The sequence below is a fragment of the Cryobacterium algoritolerans genome (assembly GCF_004402785.1).
In the GTDB taxonomy this organism is placed as follows: Bacteria; Actinomycetota; Actinomycetes; order Actinomycetales; family Microbacteriaceae; genus Cryobacterium; species Cryobacterium algoritolerans.
Genome location: NZ_SOFP01000041.1, coordinates 1 through 26,288, shown reverse-complemented (window position 1 = coordinate 26,288; position 26,288 = coordinate 1). Strand labels below are relative to the sequence as shown.

21 protein-coding genes and 1 pseudogene are annotated in these 26,288 nt (G+C 69.1%); 12 read left to right on the top strand and 10 right to left on the bottom strand.

Annotation, left to right across the window (positions count from 1 at the left end):
• Positions 1-209 precede the first annotated feature (209 nt).
• Positions 210-5,954, top strand: coding sequence for a pullulanase-type alpha-1,6-glucosidase (pulA, locus tag E3O19_RS07685; protein ID WP_134566719.1), 5,745 nt, complete (start codon positions 210-212; stop codon positions 5,952-5,954).
• Between the two features lie 142 nt (positions 5,955-6,096).
• Here the strand turns inward: pulA and E3O19_RS07680 are convergent, their stop codons facing one another.
• The 3 genes from E3O19_RS07680 to E3O19_RS07670 form a co-directional block, all read right to left on the bottom strand.
• Positions 6,097-8,826 (bottom strand): molybdopterin-dependent oxidoreductase, encoded by a 2,730-nt coding sequence (locus E3O19_RS07680; RefSeq protein ID WP_134566717.1) that lies wholly within the window; start codon positions 8,824-8,826, stop codon positions 6,097-6,099.
• The gene (locus E3O19_RS07675; protein ID WP_134566715.1) at positions 8,823-9,683 is read right to left on the bottom strand and encodes an FAD binding domain-containing protein; all 861 of its coding nucleotides are present in this window, start codon (positions 9,681-9,683) and stop codon (positions 8,823-8,825) included. Before E3O19_RS07675 ends, E3O19_RS07680 begins: the two co-directional genes overlap by 4 nt.
• A 157-nt stretch (positions 9,684-9,840) precedes the next feature.
• The gene (locus tag E3O19_RS07670) at positions 9,841-10,362 is read right to left on the bottom strand and encodes a MogA/MoaB family molybdenum cofactor biosynthesis protein (RefSeq protein ID WP_241981267.1); all 522 of its coding nucleotides are present in this window, start codon (positions 10,360-10,362) and stop codon (positions 9,841-9,843) included.
• Between the two features lie 79 nt (positions 10,363-10,441).
• Between E3O19_RS07670 and E3O19_RS07665 the strand changes: the two genes are divergently transcribed.
• The 6 genes and pseudogenes from E3O19_RS07665 (at position 10,442) to sufU (ending at position 15,399) form a co-directional block, all read left to right on the top strand.
• A complete protein-coding gene (locus E3O19_RS07665; RefSeq protein WP_134566713.1) occupies positions 10,442-10,846 on the top strand; it encodes a TOBE domain-containing protein in 405 nt (134 codons plus the stop codon).
• Between the two features lie 23 nt (positions 10,847-10,869).
• The gene (gene modA, locus E3O19_RS07660; RefSeq protein ID WP_134566740.1) at positions 10,870-11,658 is read left to right on the top strand and encodes a molybdate ABC transporter substrate-binding protein; all 789 of its coding nucleotides are present in this window, start codon (positions 10,870-10,872) and stop codon (positions 11,656-11,658) included.
• A 4-nt stretch (positions 11,659-11,662) separates the two neighbouring features.
• A complete protein-coding gene (locus tag E3O19_RS07655) occupies positions 11,663-12,481 on the top strand; it encodes an ABC transporter permease (protein ID WP_134566711.1) in 819 nt (272 codons plus the stop codon).
• 61 nt (positions 12,482-12,542) lie between these two features.
• A pseudogene (locus tag E3O19_RS07650) lies at positions 12,543-13,289 on the top strand (sulfate/molybdate ABC transporter ATP-binding protein); the annotation flags it as partial.
• Positions 13,290-13,579: 290 nt separating this feature from the next.
• The gene (locus tag E3O19_RS07645) at positions 13,580-14,896 is read left to right on the top strand and encodes a SufS family cysteine desulfurase (protein ID WP_134566707.1); all 1,317 of its coding nucleotides are present in this window, start codon (positions 13,580-13,582) and stop codon (positions 14,894-14,896) included.
• The gene (gene sufU, locus E3O19_RS07640; protein WP_134566705.1) at positions 14,893-15,399 is read left to right on the top strand and encodes a Fe-S cluster assembly sulfur transfer protein SufU; all 507 of its coding nucleotides are present in this window, start codon (positions 14,893-14,895) and stop codon (positions 15,397-15,399) included. Before E3O19_RS07645 ends, sufU begins: the two co-directional genes overlap by 4 nt.
• A 156-nt stretch (positions 15,400-15,555) precedes the next feature.
• Here the strand turns inward: sufU and E3O19_RS07635 are convergent, their stop codons facing one another.
• The 7 genes from E3O19_RS07635 to E3O19_RS07610 all read right to left on the bottom strand — a co-directional run bounded on the left by E3O19_RS07635 (position 15,556) and on the right by E3O19_RS07610 (position 20,967).
• Positions 15,556-16,509, bottom strand: coding sequence for a hypothetical protein (locus tag E3O19_RS07635; RefSeq protein ID WP_241981266.1), 954 nt, complete (start codon positions 16,507-16,509; stop codon positions 15,556-15,558).
• Complete coding sequence (locus E3O19_RS07630) at positions 16,506-17,306, bottom strand: cytochrome b N-terminal domain-containing protein (RefSeq protein WP_134566703.1); 801 nt, start codon at positions 17,304-17,306, stop codon at positions 16,506-16,508. Before E3O19_RS07630 ends, E3O19_RS07635 begins: the two co-directional genes overlap by 4 nt.
• On the bottom strand, positions 17,303-17,470 hold the full coding sequence (locus E3O19_RS17790; protein ID WP_166804513.1) for a hypothetical protein: 168 nt from the start codon (positions 17,468-17,470) through the stop codon (positions 17,303-17,305). Before E3O19_RS17790 ends, E3O19_RS07630 begins: the two co-directional genes overlap by 4 nt.
• Before the next feature lie 209 nt (positions 17,471-17,679).
• On the bottom strand, positions 17,680-18,063 hold the full coding sequence (gene fliW / locus E3O19_RS07625) for a flagellar assembly protein FliW (RefSeq protein WP_134566701.1): 384 nt from the start codon (positions 18,061-18,063) through the stop codon (positions 17,680-17,682).
• A 29-nt stretch (positions 18,064-18,092) separates the two neighbouring features.
• Positions 18,093-19,007: a flagellar hook-associated protein FlgL gene (gene flgL, locus E3O19_RS07620; RefSeq protein ID WP_134566699.1), complete on the bottom strand. Its 915-nt coding sequence runs from the start codon at positions 19,005-19,007 to the stop codon at positions 18,093-18,095.
• Between the two features lie 3 nt (positions 19,008-19,010).
• Entirely contained in the window at positions 19,011-20,486 is a 1,476-nt protein-coding gene (gene flgK / locus E3O19_RS07615; RefSeq protein ID WP_134566697.1) for a flagellar hook-associated protein FlgK, read from the bottom strand.
• A 10-nt stretch (positions 20,487-20,496) separates the two neighbouring features.
• On the bottom strand, positions 20,497-20,967 hold the full coding sequence (locus tag E3O19_RS07610) for a flagellar protein FlgN (RefSeq protein ID WP_338145083.1): 471 nt from the start codon (positions 20,965-20,967) through the stop codon (positions 20,497-20,499).
• Between the two features lie 450 nt (positions 20,968-21,417).
• Here E3O19_RS07610 and E3O19_RS07605 point away from each other — a divergent pair, with 450 nt between their 5' ends.
• The 5 genes from E3O19_RS07605 to E3O19_RS07585 all read left to right on the top strand — a co-directional run bounded on the left by E3O19_RS07605 (position 21,418) and on the right by E3O19_RS07585 (position 25,792).
• Positions 21,418-22,230 carry a sigma-70 family RNA polymerase sigma factor gene (locus tag E3O19_RS07605; RefSeq protein ID WP_134566693.1) on the top strand — a complete coding sequence of 271 codons (813 nt, stop codon included), beginning with the start codon at positions 21,418-21,420 and terminating at the stop codon, positions 22,228-22,230.
• Between the two features lie 72 nt (positions 22,231-22,302).
• Entirely contained in the window at positions 22,303-23,490 is a 1,188-nt protein-coding gene (locus tag E3O19_RS07600) for a flagellin N-terminal helical domain-containing protein (RefSeq protein ID WP_241981265.1), read from the top strand.
• 154 nt (positions 23,491-23,644) lie between these two features.
• Complete coding sequence (fliD, locus tag E3O19_RS07595) at positions 23,645-25,030, top strand: flagellar filament capping protein FliD (RefSeq protein ID WP_134566691.1); 1,386 nt, start codon at positions 23,645-23,647, stop codon at positions 25,028-25,030.
• Positions 25,027-25,473 (top strand): flagellar export chaperone FliS, encoded by a 447-nt coding sequence (gene fliS / locus E3O19_RS07590; protein WP_338145082.1) that lies wholly within the window; start codon positions 25,027-25,029, stop codon positions 25,471-25,473. Before fliD ends, fliS begins: the two co-directional genes overlap by 4 nt.
• Entirely contained in the window at positions 25,466-25,792 is a 327-nt protein-coding gene (locus E3O19_RS07585) for a hypothetical protein (RefSeq protein WP_134566689.1), read from the top strand. Before fliS ends, E3O19_RS07585 begins: the two co-directional genes overlap by 8 nt.
• Positions 25,793-26,288 lie beyond the last annotated feature (496 nt).

Genomic DNA, 26,288 nt, shown 5'->3' with positions numbered 1-26,288 from the left:
GAAGCACCGATTCTTTGCAAACGTTTGCAGACCGCTGAGTTGCCCCCGGGCATCGATTTGGCGCTCCAACGAGGGTGTTTTCCCTCGATTCGGTCGAAATGGACCGATCCCCAACAAAACCCGTGTAAACGCTTGCAGGATTGGCGCGGTGCGGAGTAGCGTCTGACCTGTTGTCCTTTGCGCCGCTCGGCGCCGAACGGGGAGAGTCAATGCTGACCAATCGCACCGCTGCGCGCCGAATCCTGGCCACGATCGGTTCCGGGGCGATCATCGTCTCCGGCCTCGTCTTCGCTCCGATCGCCGCGGTGGCGGCCGCTCCGACCGTAGCCCTGGTCGGGAGCCTCCAGAGCGAACTCGGCTGCGCCGAGGACTGGCAACCGGGTTGCGCGGCCACCGGGCTCGCCCCGACCGGCACCGACGGTGTCTGGGCGGCCGAGTTCACCCTCCCCGCGGGCAGTTACGACTACAAGGTCGCTTTGAACGGCACCTGGGATGTCGCCTACGGACTCGACGGCGGCGCGGACAACATCCCGTTGACCATCGCGGGCGAGAGCACCCTGCGGTTCACCTTCGACCTCGCCAAGAAACGGGTCGGTCTCGACGCTCTCTCCCTCGCCGGTCCGTACTCCGGAGCGGATGCCCCGCTCGCGGCCGCCCCCATCCGCGAACCCGGCAGCGACGAGCAGTTCTACTTCGTGATGACCGACCGGTTCAAAGACGGCGACCCGACCAACGACACCGCCGGTCTCGGCGCCGATCCGCTCGTCTCGGGCTTCGACCCCACCAACAAGGGCTTCTACAACGGCGGCGACATTGCGGGGCTCCGCTCCTCCCTCGACTACATCCAGGGACTGGGCACCACGGCGCTCTGGCTCACCCCGTCGTTCATGAACAACCCGGTGCAGGGCTCCGGAGTGAACGCCTCGGCCGGGTACCACGGCTACTGGATCACCGACTTCACCCGGATCGATCCACACCTGGGAACGAACGCCGACCTCGAGGCCCTCATCGCCGACGCCCACGCCCGCGGCATCAAGGTCTTCTTCGACATCATCACCAACCACACCGCAGACCTGATCGATAACGCCCAGAAGAAGTACAGCTACATCGACAAGGCCACCTCCCCGTACAGGACCGCCGCCGGCGTCGCCTTCGATCCGTCCGACTACGCCGGCAAGGCCGACTTCCCCGTGCTGGACACGACCTCGTTCCCCTACACGCCGACGCTCAGTGCCGAGAACGCGCACCGCAAGGTCCCGGCCTGGCTGAACGACCCGACGCTGTACCACAACCGCGGGAACTCGACCTTTGAGGGCGAGAGCGCGCTCGACGGTGACTTCTCCGGCCTCGACGACCTGATGACGGAGAACCCGGCCGTCGTCAACGGCTTCATCGACATCTACAAAACCTGGGTCGACCTCGGCATCGACGGTTTCCGCATCGACACCGTCAAGCATGTCAACCTCGAGTTCTGGCAGACCTGGTCCACCGCTGTACGCGACTACGCACGTTCCAAGGGCAAGCCCGACTTCTTCATGTTCGGCGAGGTGTACGACGCGGATGCCGCCAAGACCTCTCCCTACGTGCGGGGGACCGACCTCAGCTCGGTCCTCGATTTCGGCTTCCAGTCGCAGGCCACGAGCTTTGCGGCCGGTAACTCGGCCAAGGGTCTCAGCCAGCTGTTCGCGGGCGACGACCGGTACACGACCCCCCACTCCAACGCCTACGCCCTGCCGACCTTCCTCGGCAACCACGACATGGGCCGGATCGGCTCGTTCCTGAAAAGCACCGACTCCCCGGTACAGCGAGACAAACTCGCCCACGAACTCATGTTCCTGACCCGAGGCCAGCCCGTCGTCTACTACGGCGACGAGCAGGGCTTCGCCGGCGCCGGTGGTGACAAGGACGCCCGCCAGTCCCTGTTCGCCAGCAAGGTCACCGACTACACGAACCAGCCGCTGATCACGGGGGAGACGGCCGGGTCGGTCGACCGCTTCGGCACCGCTGCCCCGCTGTACACCCACATCAGCGCCCTCTCCAAGCTTCGGAAGGACCACCCGGCGCTGGCCACCGGCGCGCAGATCGAGCGTTACACCGACACCGGAGCCGGCATCTACGCCTTCAGCCGGGTCGACCGCACCGAAAAGATTGAGCACCTCGTCGCCGTCAACAACTCGGCTGCCGCCAGAACGGTCACGGTGCCGACCCTCACCGACAACGCGGCCTTCTCCGTGCTCTACGGAGCCGGCACCCCCGTCACCGCCACCGCCACAGGTGAGCTCTCGGTGACCGTTCCCGCGCTCGGTTCGGTCGTGCTCGTCGCCGATCGCCCGGTCACGGCGCCGAGCATGGCCGCCGCGATCACGGTCGCCGTCCCGAAGGCCGGCGCCGGCGTATCCGGAGTCTCACCGGTCGCCGCCACGGTCGACGAGAGCACCTGGGCCGAGACCGGCTTCGCCTGGCGCGTGGTCGGCTCCCCGGCCTGGACCGCCCTGGGCACCGCCGAGGACACCAGCCCGCGAGTCTTCCACGACACCGCCGGACTCGCGAAGGGCACCCTGGTCGAATATCGCGCGGTGACCACGGATGCCGCCGGCAACCATGCAGCCGCGTCCACCTTCGTGTCGGTGGGCAACACCGTCACCCTCGCGGACACCGGCACGCCGCCGCCCGCCGTCGACATGGTCACCGTCGCCGGCAGCGTCGACTCGGAGATCGGCTGTGCGGGCGACTGGCAGCCCGGCTGCGAGGCCGCGAAGCTCACCAAGCGCGCCGACGGCATCTACGCCGGCACCTTCGACCTGCCGGCCGGCGCATACGAATACAAGATTGCGATCAACGGTTCCTGGGACATCAACTACGGTGCCGGCGGCGTGCCGAACGGCGCGAACGTGGCCTTCACCGCCCCGGGTGGACCGGTGACCTTCTACTTCGACCCGCGCAACAACTTCTTCCAAAACACGGCGCAGGGTCCGATCGTCGCCCTGGCCGGGTCCTTCCAGGAGGAGGCAGGGTGCCCCGGCGACTGGAAACCCGACTGCCTCGCCACCTGGCTGCAGGACATCCACGGTGACGGCATCCTCACCTGGAGCACGAGCACCCTGCCCACCGGCAGCTATGAGGGCAAGGTGGCGCACAATCTTGGCTGGGCCGAGAACTACGGCGCGAACGGCGTACCGAACGGCGCCAACATCGGCTTCAGCGTAACCGAGGGCAAGCAAACCACGTTCAGCTACAACCTGGCCAGCCACGTGCTCACCGTCCTGGCCACCGACCCGCCGCTCGCCGGCACCGGTCAGCAGCGCGCCCACTGGCTGAGCGAGAAGACGCTGGCCTGGCCACGCGACCTGCTGCCGGTGAACGCTGATCCGGCCGACCTGGTCTACGCCATCCACACCTCGCCGGACGCGACCCTGACGCTCGCAGACGGCGCCGTGACCGGCGGCGCCACTGTGAAGCTGGCCTACGACAAAGCGGGCCTGACCGACGCGCAGAAGAAGGCGTTCCCCGCGCTGGCGAACTCCGTCGTGCTGCGCCCGGTCGGCACGGACCGCGCCGAAATCGAGCGGCTGCTCACCACGCAGCTGCAGGTCAGCCAGGCCGGCGCCGACGGCGCGCTGAGTGCGCTCACCGGGGTGCGACTGCCCGGCGTGCTCGACGACCTCTACGCGGATGCCGCCGTCTCCCGGCCGCTCGGCGTCACCTGGTCGAAGAAGCGGCCGACCGTTGCGGTCTGGGCGCCGACCGCCCAGAAGGTTGACCTGCTCGCCTGGACCGCCGGCGACGCCGCCGAACCCGAGCGGGTCGCCCTGAAACGCCAGGCCGACGGCACCTGGACGGCGACCGGCGCGAAAGGCTGGGCCGACGCCTCCTTCGTCTTCGAGGTGACGGTGTTCGCGCCGACCACGGGCAAGATCGAGGTGAATCAGGTTACCGACCCGTACTCGGTGGCCCTGACGACCAACTCGACCCGCTCGGTGTTCGTCGATCTGTCAAACCGGGACTACCGGCCGAAGAAATGGGAACGGGCCGAGTCGCCCACAATCGACAAACCCGTCGACCGGTCGATCTACGAACTGCACGTGCGTGACTTCTCGATCTCCGACCAGACCGTGCCGGAGCCGCTCCGCGGAACCTACGGCGCGTTCGGCGTGGACAGTGCGGGCACCCGGCACCTGAAGAAGCTGGCAGAGGCCGGCCTCAACACCGTGCACCTCCTGCCGACCTTCGACATCGCCACCATCGAGGAGGACCGGAGCAAGCAGGCCGTTCCGGCCTGCGATCTCAAATCCTTCGGACCGGCCTCGCCGGAGCAGCAGGCCTGTGTGCAGGCCACGGCCGACGCCGACGGCTTCAACTGGGGCTACGATCCGCTGCACTTCCAGGCGCCGGAGGGCTCCTACGCGGCCAACCCGCGCGGCGGGGCCAGAGTGGCGGAGTTCCGCAGCATGGTGGGTGCCTTGCACGACGACGGCCTCCAGGTCGTGCTCGACGAGGTGTACAACCACACCGCGGCGAGCGGCCAGACCGCCAAGTCCGTGCTCGACCAGGTCGTGCCCGGCTACTACCACCGGCTGAACCCGCTCGGCGCGGTCGAGACCTCGACCTGCTGCCAGAACGTGGCCACCGAGCACCGGCTGGCGGAACGGCTCATGGTCGACTCGGTCGTTCTCTGGGCCAAGGAGTACCGGGTCGACGGTTTCCGGTTCGACCTGATGGGTCACCACTCAAAGCAGAACCTGCTCGCCGTTCGCGCGGCCCTGAACCGGCTCACGCCCAAACAGGACGGGGTGAACGGAAAAGCAATCTACCTCTACGGTGAGGGCTGGAACTTCGGCGAGGTCGCGAACAACGCCCTGTTCGAACAGGCAAGCCAGGGCCAGCTCGGCGGAACGGGCATCGGCACGTTCAACGACCGGTTGCGCGATGCCGTGCACGGCGGCAGCCCCGTCGACGGCGGAACAGTGCAGCAGCAGGGCTTCGGCACCGGCCTCGGAACCGACCCGAACGGGGCGGCGATCAACGGCACCACTCCGCAGGCGCTTGCCAGGCTTGCCCAGGCGAGCGACCTCGTGCGCCTCGGGCTGGCGGCGAACCTGCGCTCCTACAGTTTCGTCACCTCCGACGGCACGGTGAAGCGCGGCGACGAACTCGACTACAACGGTTCCCCGGCCGGTTACGCCGACCAGCCCGATGAGGTGATCAACTACGTCGACGCACATGACAACGAGACGCTCTTCGACCTGCTCGCCCTCAAGATGCCGGCCAACTCTGCGATGACCGACCGGGTCCGGATGAACACCCTTTCCCTGGCCACCGCGACTCTCTCCCAGGCGCCGTCTCTCTGGCACGCCGGCACCGACCTGCTGCGTTCCAAGTCCCTCGATCGGGACAGCTACAACTCGGGCGACTGGTTCAACCGGATCGACTGGACCGGGCAGACGAACAACTTCGGGGTGGGTCTGCCGTCGGCTGCCGCGAACAAGGACAAGTGGGACATCCAGCGGCCCCTGCTGGCGAACCCGGCGCTCGTGCCGACCCCGGCCGACATCACGGCCGCGTCGGACCAGGCGCAGGACCTCCTCCGGCTCAAGCAGTCGACCGAGCTGTTCCGGCTCGGCGACGCGAAGCTGATCAAACAGAAGCTGTCGTTCCCGGCCGGCGGACCGACCCAGATCCCCGGGGTCATCGCGATGCACATCGACGACACCGTCGGCGCTGACCTGGACCCCAAGCTGGACGGCCTGCTGACGGTGTTCAACGCGAGCCCGAAGCCGCAGACCATCCGTCTGGCGGACCTGGCCGGCAAGACCTACAAGCTCAGCGCCATTCAGGCGAAGGGCGCGGATGCCGTGGTCAAGACCACGACCTGGGACAGGGTCACCGGCACGATCACCGTTCCCGCCCGCACCGTGGCCGTGCTGGTCGACGCCCAGCAGAAGCGAGGGAAGTAGCCGGGACCGGTGCCGGGCCCGGTGCCGGGGCCGGTGGTCGAGCTCGTCGAGACCGTGCCGGGCCCAGTGCCGGGGCCGGTGGTCGAGCTCGTCGAGGCCGTGCCGGGGTGATTGCGACGGGCTCAATCACCGCGGGCCGGGCTCAGTCACCGGTGGTCGAGCCTGTCGAGACCTGGCCGGGGTGCATCAGTCGCCAGATCCGGTCGCGGGACATCGGCAGCTCGTAGGGGCGGATGCCGATGGCGTCGCGCACCGCATTGGCCAGGGCAGGAGCGACCGGGTTGTAGGGCGACTCGCTCATCGACTTCGCCCCGAATGGGCCGAGCGCATCCGTCGTCTCGGCGAAGTACACCTCGGTCACGGGCAGGTCGGCGAGCAGGGGGATGTGGTAGCTGCGCAGCACGCCGGTGGTGACCGTGCCTGCCCCGTCGAGGATGACCTCCTCGAACAGCGACGAGCCGATCGCCTGGGCGACCCCGCCCTCGATCTGGCCTCGGCACTGCTCGGGGTTCATCACGACCCCGGCATCCGCGGCCTGGATCGACTGCAGGATGCGCACCTCGCCGGTCACGGTTGACACCGCCACGCGGAAGGCCTGCACGTTGAATGCGACCGAACGCCGCGCGCCGTCCTCCTCCGCTTCGGCGCTCACGGGTGCCGGTCCGGCAGAGCCGGTGCGGAGTTTCTCCGCCAGGTGCGTCGCCGCGCGCAGCACGGCCTTGCCGGCGACGACAATCCCGGCCGAACCGTATGCGCCCGTGTCGTAGCCGGAGGCGTCGGTGTCGGAGTTCAGGATGTCGATCAGGCCGGGGTCCGTGTTCAGCGCCGTCGCCGCGAGCTGAGCGTGCACGGTGGTCGTGCCGTTGCCGTACTCGGCGGTCCCGACCCGCACCGTGTACCGGCCGGTCGGTTCCAGGGTCACCGAGGCGTGCGCGAAGTGTCCGCGCGGCGGCATGGTGGCGATCATTGCGGTGGCCATCCCCTCGCCGACCTGCCACTCCGGGCCGTCGGGCGCCGCCACACCGCTGCCGCGCTCGAGCGCGGCCTGGGCCAGGTCGAGGCACTGGTCGAGGCCATAGCTGCCGAAGATCAGGTCCTCTCCCTCCACCCGGGTGACCACCAGCGGGTCGGCGGGGCCGACGCAGTTACGCCGGCGCAGGTCGAATGGGTTCATCCCCAGGTCGCGGGCGAGGTCGTCCATGGCCGACTCGATCCCGAAGATCACCTGGCCGAGGCCATAGCCGCGGAATGCGCCGGAGGGGAGGTTGTTCGTGTAGACGCTCTGGGCATCCACCCGCTTGTTCGCCACCCGGTAGAGGCTGACCGACTCCGAGGTGCCGTGGAACATCACCCCGGGGCCGTGGTTGCCGTAGGCGCCGGTGTCGGCGAGCACGCTGAGTTTCAGCGCGGTGAGCCGGCCGGCGTCGGTCGCGCCGAGCGTGACCTGCACCCGCATCGGATGGCGGGCCGGCGCCGCGGTCAACTCGTCGGTGCGGCTGAACTCGTACTGCACCGGACGCCCGGTCTGGAGCACCGCGAGGGTGACGACGTCCTCGGTGAGGATCTCCTGCTTGCCGCCGAACCCGCCGCCGACCCGCGCGGTGAACACCCGCACACCGGCCGGGTCCAGGTCGAACAGGCGGCAGATCTCCCGGTGCACCAGGAACGGCACCTGGGAGCTCGTGCGCAGCACCAGGCGGTCGTCCTCGAGCCAGCCGATCGTGGCGTGGGTCTCCAGATGGGTGTGCGCCACCCGCTGGGTCTGCCAGCTGCCGGTGACCAGCCGGGTTGCCTCGACCAGGCCTGCCCCGATGTCACCGTACTCACCGTGCAGTTCGGCGACGAGGTTGCGCCCCGGGTCGGCCAGGCGGCTCTCGGCGGCGTTCTTGTCCCCGTGCACGAGGGCGGCGCCGGGCAGTAGAGCCTCGGCCGGGTCGAAGACCGCGGGCAGCAGCTCGTAGTCGACGGCGATCAGCCGGCAGGCCGCCTCGGCGATCGCCACGGTGTCGGCGACGACCGCCGCGACCCGCTGGCCGCGGAACCGCAGCACCCGGTCGAAGACGAGACTGTCGTCCGGGTCGTCGAGCCGGTCCTGGTGCCGGGCAGTGGAATAGAGGGTGCTGGGGGAGTCGGCATGGCTGAGCACGGCGTGCACGCCCGGCAGGGCGGCGGCCGCGCGGGCGTCGATCGAACGGATGCGGGCGTGGGCGTGCGGGCTCCGCAGCACGCTCAGGTGGGTGAGGCCCGGCACGGAGACGTCGAGCGTGTACGGTTCCTGCCCGCTCACGATCCGCTCGCTCGCCGGTGCGCGCAGCGACGTGCCGACCCTGCCGGTGCGGATCACCGGGCCCAGGGTCGAGGCGCGGGAATCGACGGCGGCGTCGACGGGGGAATGGCCGGGGGCGGCATCGGGGATGCACTCCGGGCCGGACCCGTCCGCCGGCGTGTGGGTGCCGCGGATGGCGTCCGCGATCGACCGGTAACCGGTGCAACGGCACAGGTTGCCCTTGAGCAGGCGCGGCAGGTCGTCGTTGTCGTGCTCGGTCAGGGTGGAGGCGGTGACGACCATGCCCGGGGTGCAGAAGCCGCACTGGAAACCGGCGGCGTCCACGAATCGCTGCTGCACCGGCGCGAGGCTGCCCGGCAGGCCCAGGCCGGCCGCCGTCGTGACGCGTGTGTCCGCGGCGCGGAAGGCAGGGAAGACGCAGGAGTGCACGGGGGTTCCGTCGACGAGCACCGAGCAGGCGCCGCAGTCTCCCGTATCGCAGCCCTTCTTCACCTCGAAGTGCTCGTGCTCGCGAAGGAAGGAGCGCAGGCACTGTCCGGGGCCGGCCGGGGCGTCGACCGTCGAACCGTTCACGTCGAGCCTCATGCGCGCACCTCGTCGCGCGCGTCTTCCCAGGAGAAGCCCGGGTCGGCCTGGCCCTGTGCGAGTTCGGCCCGGATCTCCTCGGCCAGAACGCCGCTCACTGCGCGGCGCCAGTCGGCGGCGCCGTGGGCATCCGTGAACCAGGCGTCGATCGCGGCGATATCACGGCCGAGCGTGCCCGCCGAGGGTGCGGACTCGTAGCGGAGCTGCACCGGGTGCACGGTGCCCGCCGTGATGGTGAGCACGAAGACCCCGTCGGCGTCGGAGCGACCGATCAGCAGGGTGGCCGACCGGCCGAGCGCAGAGAGGGAGATCCGGCGGAAGGCCGTTCGGGAGTCCAGCGTCGTCGTCGGGAGGAAAATTGAGCGCAGCACGTCACCGGGCTCCAGCAGGTTGGTCTGGTTCCCCGTCACGAATTCCGCCGCGGGCAGGCGTTCGTCGCTGCCGTCCTGTCGCCAGAGGAGGACCTCGCCGTCGAGGGCCGCGGCCAGGGCCGTCATCGGACCGGCCGGGAGTGACGCGCACAGGTTCCCGCCGACCGTGGCGACGTTCCAGATCTTGAACGAGCCGTAGAGAGCGGCGGAGCACTGGAAGAAGAGCGGATGCGCGACCCGGCCGATCGCTTCCGGCAGACGGGACAGTTCGGCAACGGTGCAGGTGGCGGCGATCTCGAGGCCGTCGGCGGTGATCGTCAGCGGCTCCCAGCCGAGGGTCTGCAGGTCGACGAGCCCGGTCAGGTGGGTCTGCGGCTCGCCGAACAGGTCGCTGCCGCCGGCCAGCGGCACCACCGTCGGCCCGAGCGCGGCAAGGTCGTCGCGGCTGCGGGCGGTGGTGAGAGTCAGAACGGTGTTCAGGTCCATAGCGTCTCCCCAATTACCTAAGTTGCTAAGTTTCTGAGATAAAACCTAGCTGGCGTGGCACGGGGCCGCGTACCCCACGGGCATCCTCACGGTCTCTTCACACCAAATGCGCCGTTGGCGCCTGCCGTCTGCACACGATAGCGCGAAATCGGGAGAGTCAGGCGGAGTGGTCGACGCCGTGCAACTGGTCCAGGATGTGGTCGAGCACGTCGCCGAGCAGGGCGAGCCCGTCGCGTACCCCGCCGCTCGAGCCGGGCAGGTTGACGATCACCGTGCGGCCGCGGGCGATGCCGGCCCGGCCGCGCGAGAGTATCGCCAGGGGGGTCGAGGCGGCACCCCGTCGGCGCAACTCCTCCATCAGGCCGGGCAGTTCCAGCTCGAGCAGCGGCGCGGTCTGCTCCGGGGTGTGGTCGTGCGGGCTCACCCCGGTGCCGCCCGTGGTGATCACCAGGTCGTAGCCCGCATCGACGGCGGCCCGCAGGGCGGCCCCGACCGGGTCGCCGTCCGGCACCACGTGGCGGCCGAGCACGGTCCAGCCGCGGTCGATCAGCCAGGCATCGATGACGGGCCCGGTGCGGTCGGGGTAGATTCCCGCCGCGGCACGCGTCGACGCGACGATGACCTGGGCGGTGCGCTCCGGGCGCGGGGCGCTGATCGGGGCTGTCGCGGATGCGTTCACGCCTCCATCCTGCCCCACCGGCCGGAATCAGCGCGGTACGGCTGGGTTAAACCGCAAATACGGTAATAGAATGCGTTCCATGTCGCAGATACGGATCAAAGAGGCCGCCGGGTACCTCGGGGTGAGTGACGACACCGTTCGCCGCTGGATCGACAACGGCACCCTGGCCGCGTCCACTGACGAGTCGGGGCGCATGGTCGTCGACGGCCTCGACCTGGCCAGGCTGGTCCGGGAGAATGCGCTGGCGCCTGCCGACCCGTCCGACACCGCCAGCTCGGCGCGCAATCGTTTCATCGGCCTGGTCACCAGCGTGCTCAGCGACCCGGTGATGTCCCAGGTGGAACTGCAGTGCGGCCCGCACCGGGTGGTCTCGCTGATGAGCACGGAGGCCGTGCGCGAGCTTGGCCTCGTGCCGGGCTCCGTCGCCGTCGCCGTGGTCAAGGCCACCAACGTCATCGTCGAAACGTCGAGGGGGCACCAGTGAACCGGCGCCGTCGTGTGCCGGCCATGTTCGTGCTGGTCCTGGCCGCCGGGCTCACCGCGGGCTGCGCCGGCCAGGCCGGTACCTCGGCCGGGCCCGATCCTGCCACGGCCTCCGCCGACACCGCCGTTCCGGCCGCTCCCCAGACACTCACCGTGTTCGCCGCGGCCTCCCTGACCGGCACCTTCAGGGCACTGGCCGACCGGTTCGAGGCCGCGCACCCCGGGGTCACGGTCACCCTCAACTTCGCCGGTTCGGCCGACCTCGTCACCCAGATCACCGAGGGTGCTCCCGCGGATGTCTTCGCGGCCGCAGACACGAAGAACATGGCGAGGCTGAGGGACGCCGGCCTCGTGGCCGGAGATCCGTCCGTCTTCGCGACCAACACGCTCGAGATCGCGGTCCCGCCCGGCAACCCGGCCGGCATCTCCTCCTTCGCCGACCTGGCCCGCCCGGGTGTCGCCGTGGTGACCTGCGCGCCCCAGGTGCCGTGCGGCGCCGCGGCGGCGAAGATCCAGGCGGACATCGGTGTCACCCTCAGCCCGGTCAGCGAGGAGAACGCCGTCACCGACGTGCTCGGCAAGGTTTCGTCGGGCGAAGCGGATGCCGGGCTCGTCTACGTCACCGACGTCGCCGCGGCAGGCACGTCCGTCCGGGGGATCCCGTTCCCCGAGTCGGATCGCGCCGTGAACAGCTACCCGATCGGGGTCGTGGCCGGCAGCCCGCACGCGAGGCTCGGGGCATCCTTCGCCCGTTTCGTCACCGGCGCGGCCGGCCAGAAGGTTCTCGCGGCGGCCGGTTTTGGCGCTCCCTGAGCGGATGGGGCACCCTCCGACCGGCGGACCCGCACCGGCCGGACCGGTCGCGCTCGGCGCGCCGCGCTGGATCCTCGCCATCGCCGTCGTCGGCGCACTCGTCATCGTGCTACCGATCGCCGGCATGACCTCGCGGGTGGACTGGACCCATTTCGGCAGCCTGGTCACCTCGCAGTCCGCGGTCACCGCGCTGCTGCTGAGCCTCCACACCGCGGCCGCGAGTACCGTGCTCTGCCTGCTCCTCGGGGTGCCGATGGCCCTGGTGCTGGCCCGCAGCCGATTCCCCGGGCAGCGTCTGGTCCGAGCCGTCGTGCTCCTGCCCCTCGTGTTGCCGCCGGTCGTGGGCGGCATCGCCCTGTTGTCGACCTTCGGCCGCCGCGGGCTGCTCGGCCAGACCTTCGAGGTCCTCGGCGTGCAGATCGCATTCTCGACCACCGCCGTCGTCCTCGCCCAGACCTTCGTCGCGCTGCCGTTCCTCGTGCTCAGCGTCGAGGCCACCCTGCGGGCCTCCGGCGCCCGCTACGAGGCCGTCGCCGCCACCCTCGGCGCCACCCCCAGCGTCGTGTTCTGGCGGGTGACGCTTCCGCTCGTGTTGCCCGGCCTCGTCTCGGGGGCCGTGCTCGCGTTCGCGCGCGCCCTCGGCGAATTCGGGGCGACGCTCACCTTCGCCGGGAGCCTCGAGGGAGTCACCCGCACCCTGCCGCTGGAGATCTACCTGCAGCGGGAGACCGACCCGGATGCCGCGGTCGCGCTCGCGCTGGTGCTGGTGGCCGTGGCAGTGGTGGTCATGGTCACGACGCACCGGCCGAGGGCCTTCGCGTGACGCTCGAACTGGCGGCCGTGATCGCGCGGCGCGGACTCGACCTGTTGCTCGGGGTGCTGTCGTGACGTTCACGCTGGCGGCGGTGGTCGCCCGGCGCGGGCTGGACGTGTCGTTCACCGTGGCGCCGGGGGAGACCGTTGCCCTGCTGGGCTCCAACGGGGCCGGAAAGTCCACTGTGGTCGAGATCAGCGCGGGTCTGCTCCGCCCAGACTCAGGCCGGGCCAGCCTGGACGATCGGGTGCTGTTCGACCTGGGCGCGGGGCGGCCCGGGGTCTGGTTGCCGCCGCACGCCCGCGGCACCGCGCTGCTGGCCCAGGAGCCGCTTCTGTTCCCGCACCTCTCGGTGCGGGACAACGTGGCGTTCGGCCCGCGCAGTGCGGGGGAGTCCCGGGCCAGGTCGCGGGAGACAGCCGACGAATGGCTGGCCGCGGCCGAGGTCGCCGACCTGGCCGACCGCCGGCCGACCGCGCTGTCCGGCGGGCAGGCCCAGCGGGTGGCCGTGGCCAGGGCCCTCGCTGCGGATCCGCGCCTGCTGCTGCTCGACGAGCCGATGACCGCGCTCGATGTGGCCGCGGTGCCCGCCCAGCGCCGACTGCTGCACCGGGTACTCGCCGGCCGATCGGTCATCCTCGTCACCCACGACCCGCTCGACGCGCTGGCTCTGGCGAGCCGGGTGATCGTGCTCGAGCGGGGCCGGATCGTGGAGGAGGGTGCGACGCGCACGGTGTTCGCGCATCCGCAGACCGAGTTCACCCGTGCCCTCACCTTCGGGCTCGACCTCTCGGCCGGCCCCGCCGGTCCCGCAGGTCCCGCCCCAGCTCCCTGACCTTCCTCCCGTTTCCTCCCTCCCGTTTCCTCCCTCCCGTTTCCTCCCTCCCGTTTCCTCCCTCCCGTTTCCTCCCTCCCGTTTCCTCCTCTTTCGCCTCTGGCCCTGCCTCCCTGTGCCGAATTCAGGAGAAACGGATGCCCGTGACCGGGATTCCGTACAATTCCGGGGGCTGGCCCGCGGCATCCGGTCAGTTCTCCTGAATTGGCCACGGTGCGGTCGCGGGCCGTCACGCGGTGCGCTTTTCCCGGGCAAAGGAATACCCTTTAACAATGACCCTTTCTGCACCCTCGTCCACCCGCGCGACCGCTCGCCCGCTGACGGATGAGGAGGTGGCCCGGATCCGCAACGATTTCCCCATCCTGGAAACCCGGGTCAACGGGCACCCGCTGAACTACCTCGACTCCGGGGCCACCTCGCAGAACCCGGTCAGCGTGATGGAGGCGGAGCAGGAGTTCTACGAGCAACGGAACGCCGCCGTGCACCGCGGCGCGCACACCCTCGCCTTCGGCGCCACCGAGACCTTCGAGGCGGCCCGCGCCACGGTCGCCGCCTTCATCGGCGCTCGCACCGACGAGGTCGTCTGGACCTCGAACGCCACCGAGGCGATCAACCTGGTGGCCTACTCCCTCTCCAACGCGTCGCTCGGGCTCGGCGGTGAGGCCGCGAAGCGATTCCGGCTCGGCGCGGGTGACGAGATCGTCGTCACCGAGATGGAGCACCACGCCAACCTGATCCCGTGGCAGCAGCTCGCGCTGCGCACGGGCGCGACCCTGCGGTTCATCCCCGTGCAGGATGACGGCACACTCGACCTGGCCGCCGCGGGCACCGTGATCGGCGCACGCACCCGCCTGCTCGCCTTCACCCACGCCTCCAATGTCGTCGGCACGATCAACCCGGTCGCCGAGCTCGTCGCCCTGGCCCGCACGGTCGGCGCGCTGGTGCTGCTCGACGCCTGCCAGTCGGTGCCGCACCTGCCCGTCGACGTCGCCGCGCTCGACGTGGACTTCGCCGTCTTCTCCGGCCACAAGATGCTCGGCCCGACCGGAATCGGCGTGCTCTACGGCAAGACGGAGCTGCTGGCCGGCCTGCCGCCGTTCCTCACCGGCGGCTCGATGATCACGACCGTCGACATGCACACGGCCGAGTTCCTCGCCCCGCCGCAGCGGTTCGAGGCCGGCACCCAGCGTATCTCCCAGGCGATCGCCCTCGCCGCCGCGGTCGACTACCTGACCGAGACCGGAATGGAGCGCATCATGGCCCGGGAGGCGGAGCTCGGCAATCGCCTGCTCGTCGGGCTCGGCGACATCCCCGGCGTCCGCGTGCTCGGGCCGGGCCTCGGGGTGGAACGGATCGGCCTGGCCAGCTTCGACCTGGTCGGCGTGCACGCGCACGACGTGGGCCAGTACCTCGACGAGGCCGGCATCGCGGTGCGGGTCGGCCATCACTGCGCCCAGCCGTTGCACCGGCGCCTCGGCGTCACCGCGTCCACCCGCGCGAGCACCTACCTCTACACGACCACCGACGAGGTGGACCAGTTCCTGGCAACCCTGCGCGAGGTTGCGCCGTTCTTCGGAGTCCGTTCATGACCAGCACGGCCCTGCAGCAGCTCTACCAGCAGATCATCCTCGACCACGCGAAGTCCCGGCACGGCGCCTCGGCCGGGGAATTGCCGCCGCTGCCGATCGTGCCGGCGTCGGCCGTGCCTGCTTTCAACGAACTGCGGCTGGCCGAGTCCCACCAGGTCAACACCACCTGCGGCGACGACGTCACCGTGCGGGTCGGCGTGCGCGGCGCGGGTGACGACGCCGTGATCGAAGAATTCGCCTGGCGGGGCGACGGATGCTCCATCTCGATGGCCTCGGCATCCGTGCTGCACGACACCGTGCGCGGCGTGAGCGTCGGCCAGGCCAGGGCAATGCTCGACACCTACCGGGAGATGCTGCGCTCCCGTGGCACGATCGAACCGGACGAGGAGATCCTCGGCGACGCCGCCGCGTTCTCCGGGGTCTCCCGCTACCCGGCCAGGGTCAAGTGCGCCATGCTCGCCTGGGTGGCCTTCGAGGCCGCCGTTATGCCCGTGGCGGGGTAGCGAGACCCTCTCACGTGACCCGGGCTCGACGGGCTCGACCACCGACGGGCTCGACGGGCTCGACGGGCTCGACCACGGGTGGGCTCGACCGCGGGCGGGCGGATCGGGTGGGACACGGTCTGGTCACGGACCGCCCGCCGTGGTCCGTGGGGTCGGTCAGCGCCTGCGGTAATAGTCCCGCCAGATCAGCCGGTGCACCGGGATCCAGCGCGGGATGTCCCGGAGGCCGGGGATGAACGGCACCAGCGTCAGCAGCACGCTGAGCAGCAGCATGAGGAGCACGACGAGCAGGTCGGCGTTCGGCGCGGAGACGAACGGCTCCACCTGGTACCAGAACGAGAACAGCCACAGCCAGGACTGGCCCGGCGTGTTCCCGGTCTCGTTCATCATGCCCCACTGGTCCCCGGTGAGGTGCTGGGCCGTGGCCAGGTCGCCGAAGTACGCTCCGTCGCCGAGGAACAGTGTGCCGCGGGTGTAGTCGAAGTTGTAATACTTGTCCTTCGCCGCGAGCACACCATCGAGCGCTCCCTGCTTCGCCATGGTGAGCAGCGACTCGGTGAGTACCGGCACCGGTCCGTACGCGCCGGTCGCCACGTTGGCGGGGTCGTTGTCGGTGGCCTTGGTGAGGGCATCCGAGTAGGCGGTGGCCCAGTTGCTGCGCTGGGTGTCGCTCGCGCCCACCCAGTCGGCCAGCTCGGGCGGCGGCGAATTTAGTGTGGTGAGCGGGCCGATCACGAGATCGTTGGCCGTGTCGATCGGCAGCTGCACGCCGGAGAAACTCTGCAGGTCGAGCGGGCCGATGGTCTGGGTCGCATCAGGGGTTTTGTTGTACGGCGGCCCGTAGCCGGCGGTTTCGCTGGTGCCGCCGAGCTCGGCAGTGGCGGTGGCGACGAAGTCGGCCGGGGCGGCGTTCGCCCAGGACTTCAGGGTCACGCTGGGTTCGTCCGGCGAGCCGAAGACCGCCGAGAGCCCGAGGGTGAGGATGCCCATCACCACCAGGGCGACCGTGAGTTCCTTGAACAGGTCGTATTCGCGCACCGTGCCGCGCCAGGGCCGGCGCGCCAGACCGTCTTTGTCCGCGCGGGTCGCGCGCAGATGTGTGGTGCTCATCGCCCGGCCTCCCCGGAAGCATGCTGCGCGTCGGAGTCGTGCCGCGCTCCGGATTGGAGCTGGGCGTCGCTCTCGTCGGCCTCGAGCGGCGGGACGACGCCGTGCATCCGCACGAGCACGACGTGCAGGGCGACGACGGCGCCGACGGCCAGGGGCAACAGGATGATGTGGAACATGAAGATCTGGCCGAGGTTGGCCACGTTGAACCAGGCCCCGATCCCGGCGGCGTTCAGCGCATCCTTGCCCTCGAAGGCGATCCACTGCGAGTCGAAGTTCGTCTGCAGCAGGTAGCCGGTGAACGCGGTGACGATGGAGACGAGGAACGCGGCCATCCCGGTGATCCAGGTCAGTGTGCGCCCGCCGCGCCAGGCGGCCATCCAATACTTGCCCCAGAGGTGCACTACCGTGGTCATGAAGAATAGTTCGACGCTCCACAGGTGCACGCTGTTCACGAAGTGGCCGAGGTCGGACACGTGGTACCAGGCCGGGCCGTTGAGGCCGAGGATGGCGCCGGAGGCGAGGATGAAGACGAGGGAGACGATCGCTCCCATGCCGAACACGTAGATCCAGGATGCGACGTAGCTGGGCTGGTCCTCGGGGAGGAGCTTGTCGGCGGGGAGGCGCTTGAGCAGCCAGCCCCTGGCCTTGCCGGTCCAGGTGTGGTAGTCCGCTTCCTCGGGGGTCGAGCCGGTCGTGCCGTGTGTGCCGGTCGTGCCGGTCGTGCCGGTCGTGCCGGTCGTGCCGTGTGTGCCGTGTGCCGGTACCGACTCGCGGGGCGGGTTCTCGCGGAGGGTCATTTGCGTTTCCGTCCACTCGGGAACGGCAGGAACAGGGCCAGGACGAAGAACAGGATCATCACGAGGATGACGATGAGGTTGCCCAGTTGGATCTGGAACGAACCCCAGCCGAGGTAGATTCCCGGGCTGTCAAGACTTGCTAATATGCTGACGAAATCGTGCACGATCGGCTCCATTACCTGGAGGACCTCTGCCGGCAACAGTGTTCACCGGCACCTGGCCCTGTACCCACAACGGTATTCCCGTAGAGGGAATCGGCTGCCATTGTTGACCCGGATAAACTCTGAGACTATTCACAGGTAAACCAGGTGGGTGGTCGAGCTTGTGCACGGTGGTCCATCGAGCTGGTCGAGACCCGGCTCGCACGAACAACCTAGGCCGAACGGGCTCCCAGCTCGGCGCGGAGCGGCCAGTCCTGGCCGTCGAGGATGAGCTGGGCACAGCGGCCGGTGGTCGAGTTGACTACGATCGGCGCCATCAGGTTCACGGTGGTGCCGCTCTCGCCCGGGTTCGTCACCACGAGCACGAGGGCGTCGGCCGGGTCCGACAGCTCGAGCGAGCCGGCCTGGTCGTCGCTGATCACGGGGGAGTAGTCGGGCAAGTAGACCGATGCATCCAGCACGAACAGGCGGGTGCGCTGGTCGGCGGCAGCCTGCAGTGTGAAGAGGCCGGCCGCGCCGGGGATCTCGATCAGGGCGAACTCGGTCAGCGGCGCGAGCCCGGGAGGCGGGGACACGAAGGTCAGGGTGGCGTTCATCGGGCCTGTTCTCACTCGGTTCGTCGTCGTCATCGGAGGAAGTCCATCAGCGTCGGCTGGAGCACCTTGGCGGTGACCGCGAGGGCCGACTGGTAGGTGACTTCCTGGAGCTTGAGGTCGAGGATCGCCTGGCCGAGGTCGACGTCCTCGATTGAGGACCGCTGGGCCTCGAGGGCGCCCTTCTGCTTCACGAGGGTCTCTCCGGCCTTCTGGATCTGGCCCTGGCGCACGCCGACGTCGGCTTGGGCGGTGAGCACGGTCTTCATCCGGGCATCAACCTCGGTGAGGAAGTGGCCGATGTTGCTCGGCGGTGTCGTGGCCGTGCCGCGCAGGGCGGTGCTGATCTGATCGATGAGCGCGAACACCGAGGTAGGCCCGTTGCCGAAGACGACGCCACCGTCGACGTCGACCTTGACGGTCGTGTCCGAGTCGATCCGGCGTGCGACAGTGGAGCCGGGCGCGCCGTTGAATGTCGCCTGCTGGGTGATCGGGTCCACGGTGAAGGCGACACCGGCATCCGAGTTGCCGGCGAAGACGGTGCGGCCGAGGTAAGACGAATTGGCCTGGCCGAGCAGGTCCTGCTTGAGGCCGTCGAGGCGCACGGCGATTGCTTCCTTCGCGGCCGGGGAGAGGGAGCCGTCGTTAGCACCCTGCACGGTGAGGTCGCGCACCTGGTTCAGGATGTCGGTGGTGTTGGCGAGGGCATCGTTGGCGGTGGTCAGCCAGCTGCTGCCGTTCTCGGCATTGCGGCTGTACTGGGCGACGGCGCGCTGGTCGGTGCGCACGGCCAGGGAGTCCGCGGCCTTGGCCGGGTCGTCCGAGGGTCGTTCGATGGCCTTGAGCGAGGATGCCCGTTCCTGCAGCTGGGCCATCCGGGCGAGGTTGGTCTGCAGGTTGCTCTGCGCCTGGCGCATCTGGGTCTGGGTGGTGACGCGGGAGATCATGGCTTACCTTCCTACCAGTCCGGTCCGGTTGATCAGGGTGTCGAGCATCTCGTCCACGGCCGTCATCACCCTCGCGGCGCCCTGGTAGGCGTGCTGGAACATCAGCAGGTTCACGTTCTCCTCGTCGAGGTCGACCGAGGCGTTCGAGAGTTGCGCGCCGACGGCGGCGGTCGAGGTGAGATCGGCGAGCGAGGCGTGCTGCAGTTCGGTGCGGGTGGTCACGGCGAAGCCGGTGACGAAGTTCGACCAGTCGGTCGAGGGGGACTGCACGTAGCTGACGGGCGGGCCGGCGGATGCGACGGCCTTGCCGGCGCCGAGCTGGGCGAGCGTGTCTGCGACGGAGCCGTCCTTGGCGCCGCTGCCCGGGGTGCCGGTGGCGATACCGGCGGCGGTCGTGGGCACAACGGTGAGGCTGGCGGCGGCGCGTGTCGGGTCGTAGGCGAAGAAGTCGAGGCCTGCTGCCGTGGTCGGGTTTGTCGAGACCGATCCGGTCCGGTGGATGGCGTTGACCTTGTCGGCGAGGTTCCTGGCGAAGGTGTTGTACGACTCGGCGGCCTCGGCCAGTGCGCCTCCGGTGCCCGTTCCGGCGCCCGAGGTCACAGCCGGGGCGAGCAGGGAGATCGCGCCGGCGAGTTCTCCGCCGTCGACCCCGACGGGAGTGCCGGGGTGCGCCGCCCATTCGACGTGCGGGGCCGACCCGGCTTCGATCATCGTCCGCGCGCCGATCGCGACGAGTTTTTGTGCCGAATCGCCGCTGACCAGGGCGTTGCCGCCGACCAGCACGTCGACGGTGCCGTCTCCCCGGTCGACCACGGTGCCGCCGGTGAGGGCGGCGAGGGTCGTGGTGAGGGAATTGCGCTTGTCGAGGAGCTCGTTGGCGCCGCCGCCGGCCGTCTGGGCATCCCGGATCTGCACGTTGAGCGCGGCGACCTGGGTTGCAGCGCTGTTGATCTCGGTGACCATGCCGTCGACGCTGTTGCGGGTGGTCGACCACTGGTTGGCCACGGCCTGGTAGCCCTGGCCGATCTGGGTGCTGAGCACTCCGGCCTGGCCGAGGAGCACGCCGGCGGGCGCGTTCTCGCCGGGGGCGTTGGCCACGTCGTGCCAGCCGGCCCAGAACTCGTCCAGCTGGGCGGAGAGTCCGTTCTTGCCGGGTTCGTTCATCGACCCCTCGACCGCGGTCAGCGCGTTGGAACGCACCGCGGAGTAGCCTGCGACGGCGGCGGAGGAGCGCACCCGGGCATCCAGCTGGGCGCTGCCGAGGCGGGCGACCCCGTCGACGGTGACGCCCTGGCCGGCCTGCACGCCGGCGCTCATCGGGCCGACGCGGCTGATCGCATCGACGGAAGACGTGGTGATGCGCTGCCGGGTGTAGCCCTGCGTGTTGGCGTTGGCGATGTTCTGGCCGACGACCTCGAGGCCCTTGCGGGCGGCGATCAGGCCGGTGTACGCGGTGTTCAGCCCACCGAAGGTGCTCATCGGGGCATCCTCACAGAATCTGGTCGAAGAGTCGGGAGGCGGCGGTGCGCACGTCGGACGTGCCCCGGGAATCGTAGGTGTTCGAGGTGGTGCGCACGTCGGCGAGCGTTTCCTGGCTGGAGCGCGCGGCGGCTCGGAGCAGTTGCTCGTTGGCGTCGCGAAGTTCCCTGATCTGGGTGGTCAGCTCGCCGAGGGCCTTGAGGTGGGAGCCCATGATCTCGGTCCAGGGCCCGTCCGGGGCGTGGGCGGCGAGTTCGCGCAGGGTGGCGTCCTCAGCGGTTCCCCATTCGGCGGCCACGGCGGACACCTCGATCGAGCGGGCCAGGCCGGCTTCGCGCACGTGCCCGAGAACCTGCTCGACCTCGCGGGTGCCCTGCTGGAGCCAGCGGGTCTTGCCATTGGTGAGCAGGAGTTGTTCCTCGTCGAGCTTGAAGATCAGCAGTTCGAGGAGTTCCCGTTCGCGCCATAGCAACGCTGACAATTCATTGGCGCCCACGTGTCCTCCACCTGCCTCTCGATTATCTGCCGGGTAACTCGCTCGAACGCGTGGACTCCGGCCTCTGAGAGGCACTATCGGCCAGGTGGCACCCACGGTTAGCGATGAACTGCACACAGACTGCCAGCCGGGCGCCGCCCGTGTCCACTAAAGAGAGGACAAAATCCGCGGACCAGACCGGCGGCTGTGCCCCATTATGGGGTGATTCGCCCCGGACTGGGGGTCCCTTTCCCCATTGTGGGGGGTGCCGTTCCGATTCTGCGGCGAGCCGCCCCAATACGTTTTAACCAGTGGAAGAGTACTTCTCCCGCTGGGCCCCGAAATCCCGCACCACAGTTCGTCACAGTCCCCGTGCTTACCCGGCAAAACGCGCTCGACCTGGCCCGCCAGTGTCGATCGGCACCACATCCGCACCAAGCACCAGGGAGCTCCACTGTGAACCAGGCAGACCGCAATCAGCTGGTGATTGAGAACCTCCCACTCGTCGGCTACCTCGTCTCCGAGACCTGGGCCAAGGCGCGCCACCTCTCCCGCGACGACCTGGCCTCGGCCGGGGCCCTCGCCCTCATCACCTCAGCGGATGCCTTCAACGCCGAACTGGGCGTTCCCTTCGGCGCCTTCGCCCGTCGTCGCATCATCGGCGCGTTCGCCGACGAGATGCGCTCCAACGACTGGGCCACCCGGATGGCCCGCCGCCGGATCAAGGAGACCCGCGCCGTTCAGGAGACCCTTGCCGCCGCTCTCGGCCGCGACGCCTCGGTCGACGAGGTCGCCGCAGCCCTCGGCGTCGACCGCGAGACCGCCGTCGCCGGCCTGGCCGACTCCGAGCGCACTCTGTCCACCCTCGACGACGCCACGGCCGAGTTCCTGGTCTCCGGCACCGAACTGCCCGAGGATTCCCTGCTCTTCGCCGAACGCCTGGCCTTCCTGCGCGCAGCGATCGACGCCCTGCCGGAGAAGATGCGCGAGATCATCCAGCAGGTCTACTTCGACGACCGCTCCGTCAAGGAGATCGCCGCCGAACTGGGGATCACCCACTCGGCCGTGTCCCAGCAGCGTGCGGAGGCCATCCGCTTGCTGCGCGATGGTATGGGCACCCACTACGCCGACGACGCCGAGGCCGAGTACGTGCCGGAGTCCCGCATTGCGCCGGCCCGCCGCAGCGCCTACCTGGCCCGCCTCGCCGACCAGTCCATGTTCGGCCTGGCCACCTCAGCCGGCGCGCTCTACGCGGCCGAGTCCGCTTAGCCCGAAAGTTTTCTCGCTGAACAGCTAACGCGATCCTGTCCGGGGCCGATAGCTCAAGGTGTCAACCCATGGATGGGTCGGCGCACCACCACCCACATCACGGAGGAACTCATCATGGGTATGCAGATCAACACCAACCTTGCGGCCAACAACACGTACCGCAACCTGGCCGCAACGCAGAACGACATGTCCAAGTCCCTGGAGAAGCTGTCCAGCGGCCTTCGCATCAACCGCGCAGCGGATGACGCAGCAGGCCTGGCCATCTCCGAGGGCCTCAAGTCGCAGGTCGGTGGCCTCACGGTCGCCAGCCGCAACGCCCAGGACGCCGTCTCGGTCATCCAGACCGCAGAAGGTTCCTTGAACGAGGTGCAGTCGATCCTGCAGCGCGTTCGTGACCTCGCCGTTCAGGCCGGTAACGACTCGAACAACGCCGAGTCACGCAAGGCGATCACCACCGAGGCGACCGCGCTCACCACCGAGCTCACCCGCATCAGCGCTGGCACGAACTTTAACGGCACCCAGTTGCTCGACGGTTCAAAGTCGTCACTGAGCTTCCAGGTCGGCGCGAACAGTGATGCCAGCAGCCAGATCACGGTGAACCTTGCCAGTGTGAAGACCGTTGCGAACGCTCTCAAGGGACTCGACGCAGGTGGCGCCGCACTCGTGGGTGCGAAGAACGACGTGGGCGTCACGGTCTCGACTGCAGCTGCCGGCACTGTCACCGTCAATCAGGCAAGTGGCAAGGGATTTGTTGCCAACTTCGCCCTCGGCGATTCTCAGGCGACCGTGCTCTCCAAGCTCCAGACTTCAGCTGGTTCGGACTTTACTGTAACTGCGAACGTCACAGCCGGCTTCGACATCGTGTCAAACGATTCTGCAGCCACCGGAGCGGTCACAGCGGCAGCCGGCGGTGGCGTTCTCGATGGTGTCAGCACCGGAACCGCTCCAGCCCCCGTCGCATTGGACTTCACGTCAGCAGCGTCTGCAGCAAAGTCCATTGCAGTCCTGGACAAGCAGATCGCGGCGGTCTCCACGGCTCGCGCCGACCTCGGTGCCAACCAGAACCGGTTCGAGAGCGTCATCAAGAACCTGGCCGTCTCCAAGGAGAACCTCACCGCTGCCGGCTCGCGAATCCGCGACACCGACATGGCCGAGGAAATGGTCAAGTACACCCGTTCCAGCATCCTCTCGCAGGCCGGTACCGCCATGCTCGCGCAGGCCAACCAGTCCGCTCAGGGCGTGCTGTCCCTCCTCCGCTAACCCGGCAATAGCAGCCTTTCGGGAAACCGCACTGTGAACTATGGCTGGTGGTGACCGAGAGATGAACTGGACCTCATCCCTCGGCCACCACCAGCCATTCACGTTTGCACCAGCAGCATCCGGCACGATCGCACACTCGTAAGAAGGGCACGGCATGAGCAACGCCATCGACGGACTCGTCTCGGGCCTCAACACCACCGACCTGATCAACTCCCTGATGAAGGTCGAGGCCGTTCCGCAGGGCCTGCTCAAGGCCAAGGTCACGACCTCCCAGAACCTCATTGCAGCACTCCAGGGGCTCAACTCCCAGATCTCGGCCCTGGGCGACCTCGCCGCGAAGGCCGCGAAGCCCGCCGGGCTCGACCTCTACTCGTCCTCCAGCAGCTCACCGAGCGTCACGACCTCCGTGTCTGCCGGGGCGGGCGCCGGGCAGCTCGACATTGTCGTCGGTGCTCTTGCCCGCAGCCAGATCGGCGTCTCAGCCGCGATGACCGCGTGGCCGGGCACCCCGGCCGTGCTCACGATCGTGTCGGGCGCGGTCAGCACCGAGATCTCGGCTGCGTCCTCGTCTCTCGACGACATTGTCACGGCCGTCAATGCATCCGGTGCCGGCGTAACGGCCACCAAGGTCGCCTCCGGGGTCGATGCCGGTGGGGTGCCGCAGTACCGGCTCCAGTTCAGCGGCAACGCCACCGGAGCAGCAAGCGCATTCACCGTCTATCAGGGCACCAAGGCAGAGGTCACGGCCGCTACCGCACCCAACCTGCTGACTGCGCCGGGAGCCGCTGTCATTCGCGCGGCCCAGGACGCCAGTGTCACCCTCTGGGCGGGCACTCCCGCCGCGCAGATTATCACCTCGTCCACCAACACCTTCTCGAATCTGCTGCCCGGCGTCGCGATCAGCGTGTCCGCGGTCTCGACCGACCCGGTCACCGTCAAGGTCGCCCGCGACGACGCGCAGATCGGTTCAATCGCGTCCGGCCTGGTCAGCTCGCTGAACGGTGTCTTCGCGCTCATCTCCACGAAGTCCGTGGTGACCAACAGCACCAACGCCGCGGGGGCTGCCGTGCTCTCGCCTGGGATCTTCACCGGGGACAGCACCGTGCGCGAGGCCAAGCAGAAGATTCTCACCGCGGCATCCGCGCCGATCAACGGTCACTCTCCGTCGGAGTACGGCATCAGCATCACCAAGACCGGAACGATGGAGTTCGACGCGGCCAAGTTCGCCATGGCCCTCGCCAAAGACCCGGCCACGGTGAAGGCCGCCGTCACCGAGATCGCCACTCGGGTCGCCGCCGCGGCGAAGGCGGTGTCCGACAAGTACGACGGTCAGATCACCGCGAAGATCACCGGCCAGCAGTCCACGGTAAAAGACCTGGGCACCCGGATCGAGGCCTGGGACCGCAGCCTGGCCACTCGCCGGGCGACCCTGCAAAGCACCTACACCGCACTGGAAACCCAGCTCAGCGCCATGAAGGCACAGTCATCGTGGCTGTCTTCCCAGGTCGCCGGGCTCAGCAGTTCAACCTCGAACGGATGATGATGGCAGTGATGAGCATGATGGGCGGAACCCAGGCCCGCCGGGCGCAGTTGAACCGCGAAGCCGTACTCTCGGCGACTCCGGTGCGCCTGCTGACGATGCTCTACGATCGTCTCCTCCTCGACCTGAACCGCGCGGAAGCCGCTCAGGTCGTCGAGAACTGGCAGGTCGCATCCGAGAACCTGATTCACGCGCAAGCGATCGTCTCCGAACTGTCCACGTCGCTGAACGTTGCGGCGTGGGAAGGCGGCGAGGGGCTCTTCGCGATCTACACCTACGTGTCGAACTCGCTGATGAGTGCGAACATCCACCGCGACGTCGACCGCACCCGCGAGAGCATCGCACTGCTCGAGCCGCTGCGCCAGACCTGGCACGAGGCTGCCGAGCTGGTTCCGGCCCAGACTATGTCCGCTCACCTCGGTGGGGAGCTCGGAATTGCCTAGGCAGTCGAGCAGCGCCGACGAGTGGCTCGAGGTGCTGAACCAGCTCGAGACGAGCCTCGGATCCGGCGCCCGCGACGCGGTGCTCGTCGCGCCGGGGGAGAAGCCCTACCCCGGTGTGCAATGGCTCGCTCCCGAGCACCTCGGCCAGATGCCCGCCGAGTTCGAGGCGCGCGCCCGCCGCCTGCTCGCCGGCCAGCTCGAACTCATCCGCGAGATCGAGGATGCCCGCCGCTCGGCCGGCGTGCACCTCGCCGCCGTGCGCAACATCCTCTCCACCCAGCACACCGAGCACGCGGTCTACCTCGACGTAGCCGGCTGACCCGCCCGCCCGCCCGCCGCCGCTCGCCGCTCGCCGCTTCGGTAGTCGAGCCCGTCGAGACCAGGACCCTCGCGGCGCACATCCGGGAAGCGGGCGCGCGGTAGGCGGTGCGCCCGGAGCCACACCACGTGCCACGAGCGCGGATCCCCGTGGTGGTCGAGCTCGTCGAGACCACGACGCTCGCGGCGCACCCTCGCGGCGCACATCCGGGAAGCGGGCGCGCGGTAGGCGGTGCGCCCGGAGCCACACCACGTGCCACGAGCGCGGCTCACCGCCGTCGAGCCGCCGGTGGTCGAGCCCTTCGAGACCAGGCCCCTCGTCTCGGGAGTTGAGCACCCCGGTGGTCGAGCCTGTCGAGACCAGGCTGCCCGGGCGCTTCGTCCTCGATCCCGCGGTGGTTTCGGCAGCCCGCGCCCGCGGTCGCGGCAGCGCCCAGCGGTTTCGGGCGCGGTGTGGGCGGGCGCGGGCTGGGCAGGCCCGCGCGGCCGTGGGATTG

Coding starts and splice junctions, on each gene's coding strand:
- pulA (WP_134566719.1), top strand. CDS start 210: ATGCTGACCAATCGCACCGCTGCGCGCCGAATCCTGGCCACGATCGGT.
- E3O19_RS07680 (WP_134566717.1), bottom strand. CDS start 8,826: ATGAGGCTCGACGTGAACGGTTCGACGGTCGACGCCCCGGCCGGCCCC.
- E3O19_RS07675 (WP_134566715.1), bottom strand. CDS start 9,683: ATGGACCTGAACACCGTTCTGACTCTCACCACCGCCCGCAGCCGCGAC.
- E3O19_RS07665 (WP_134566713.1), top strand. CDS start 10,442: ATGTCGCAGATACGGATCAAAGAGGCCGCCGGGTACCTCGGGGTGAGT.
- modA (WP_134566740.1), top strand. CDS start 10,870: ATGTTCGTGCTGGTCCTGGCCGCCGGGCTCACCGCGGGCTGCGCCGGC.
- E3O19_RS07655 (WP_134566711.1), top strand. CDS start 11,663: ATGGGGCACCCTCCGACCGGCGGACCCGCACCGGCCGGACCGGTCGCG.
- E3O19_RS07645 (WP_134566707.1), top strand. CDS start 13,580: ATGACCCTTTCTGCACCCTCGTCCACCCGCGCGACCGCTCGCCCGCTG.
- sufU (WP_134566705.1), top strand. CDS start 14,893: ATGACCAGCACGGCCCTGCAGCAGCTCTACCAGCAGATCATCCTCGAC.
- E3O19_RS07635 (WP_241981266.1), bottom strand. CDS start 16,509: ATGAGCACCACACATCTGCGCGCGACCCGCGCGGACAAAGACGGTCTG.
- E3O19_RS07630 (WP_134566703.1), bottom strand. CDS start 17,306: ATGACCCTCCGCGAGAACCCGCCCCGCGAGTCGGTACCGGCACACGGC.
- fliW (WP_134566701.1), bottom strand. CDS start 18,063: ATGAACGCCACCCTGACCTTCGTGTCCCCGCCTCCCGGGCTCGCGCCG.
- flgL (WP_134566699.1), bottom strand. CDS start 19,007: ATGATCTCCCGCGTCACCACCCAGACCCAGATGCGCCAGGCGCAGAGC.
- flgK (WP_134566697.1), bottom strand. CDS start 20,486: ATGAGCACCTTCGGTGGGCTGAACACCGCGTACACCGGCCTGATCGCC.
- E3O19_RS07600 (WP_241981265.1), top strand. CDS start 22,303: ATGGGTCGGCGCACCACCACCCACATCACGGAGGAACTCATCATGGGT.
- fliD (WP_134566691.1), top strand. CDS start 23,645: ATGAGCAACGCCATCGACGGACTCGTCTCGGGCCTCAACACCACCGAC.
- fliS (WP_338145082.1), top strand. CDS start 25,027: ATGATGATGGCAGTGATGAGCATGATGGGCGGAACCCAGGCCCGCCGG.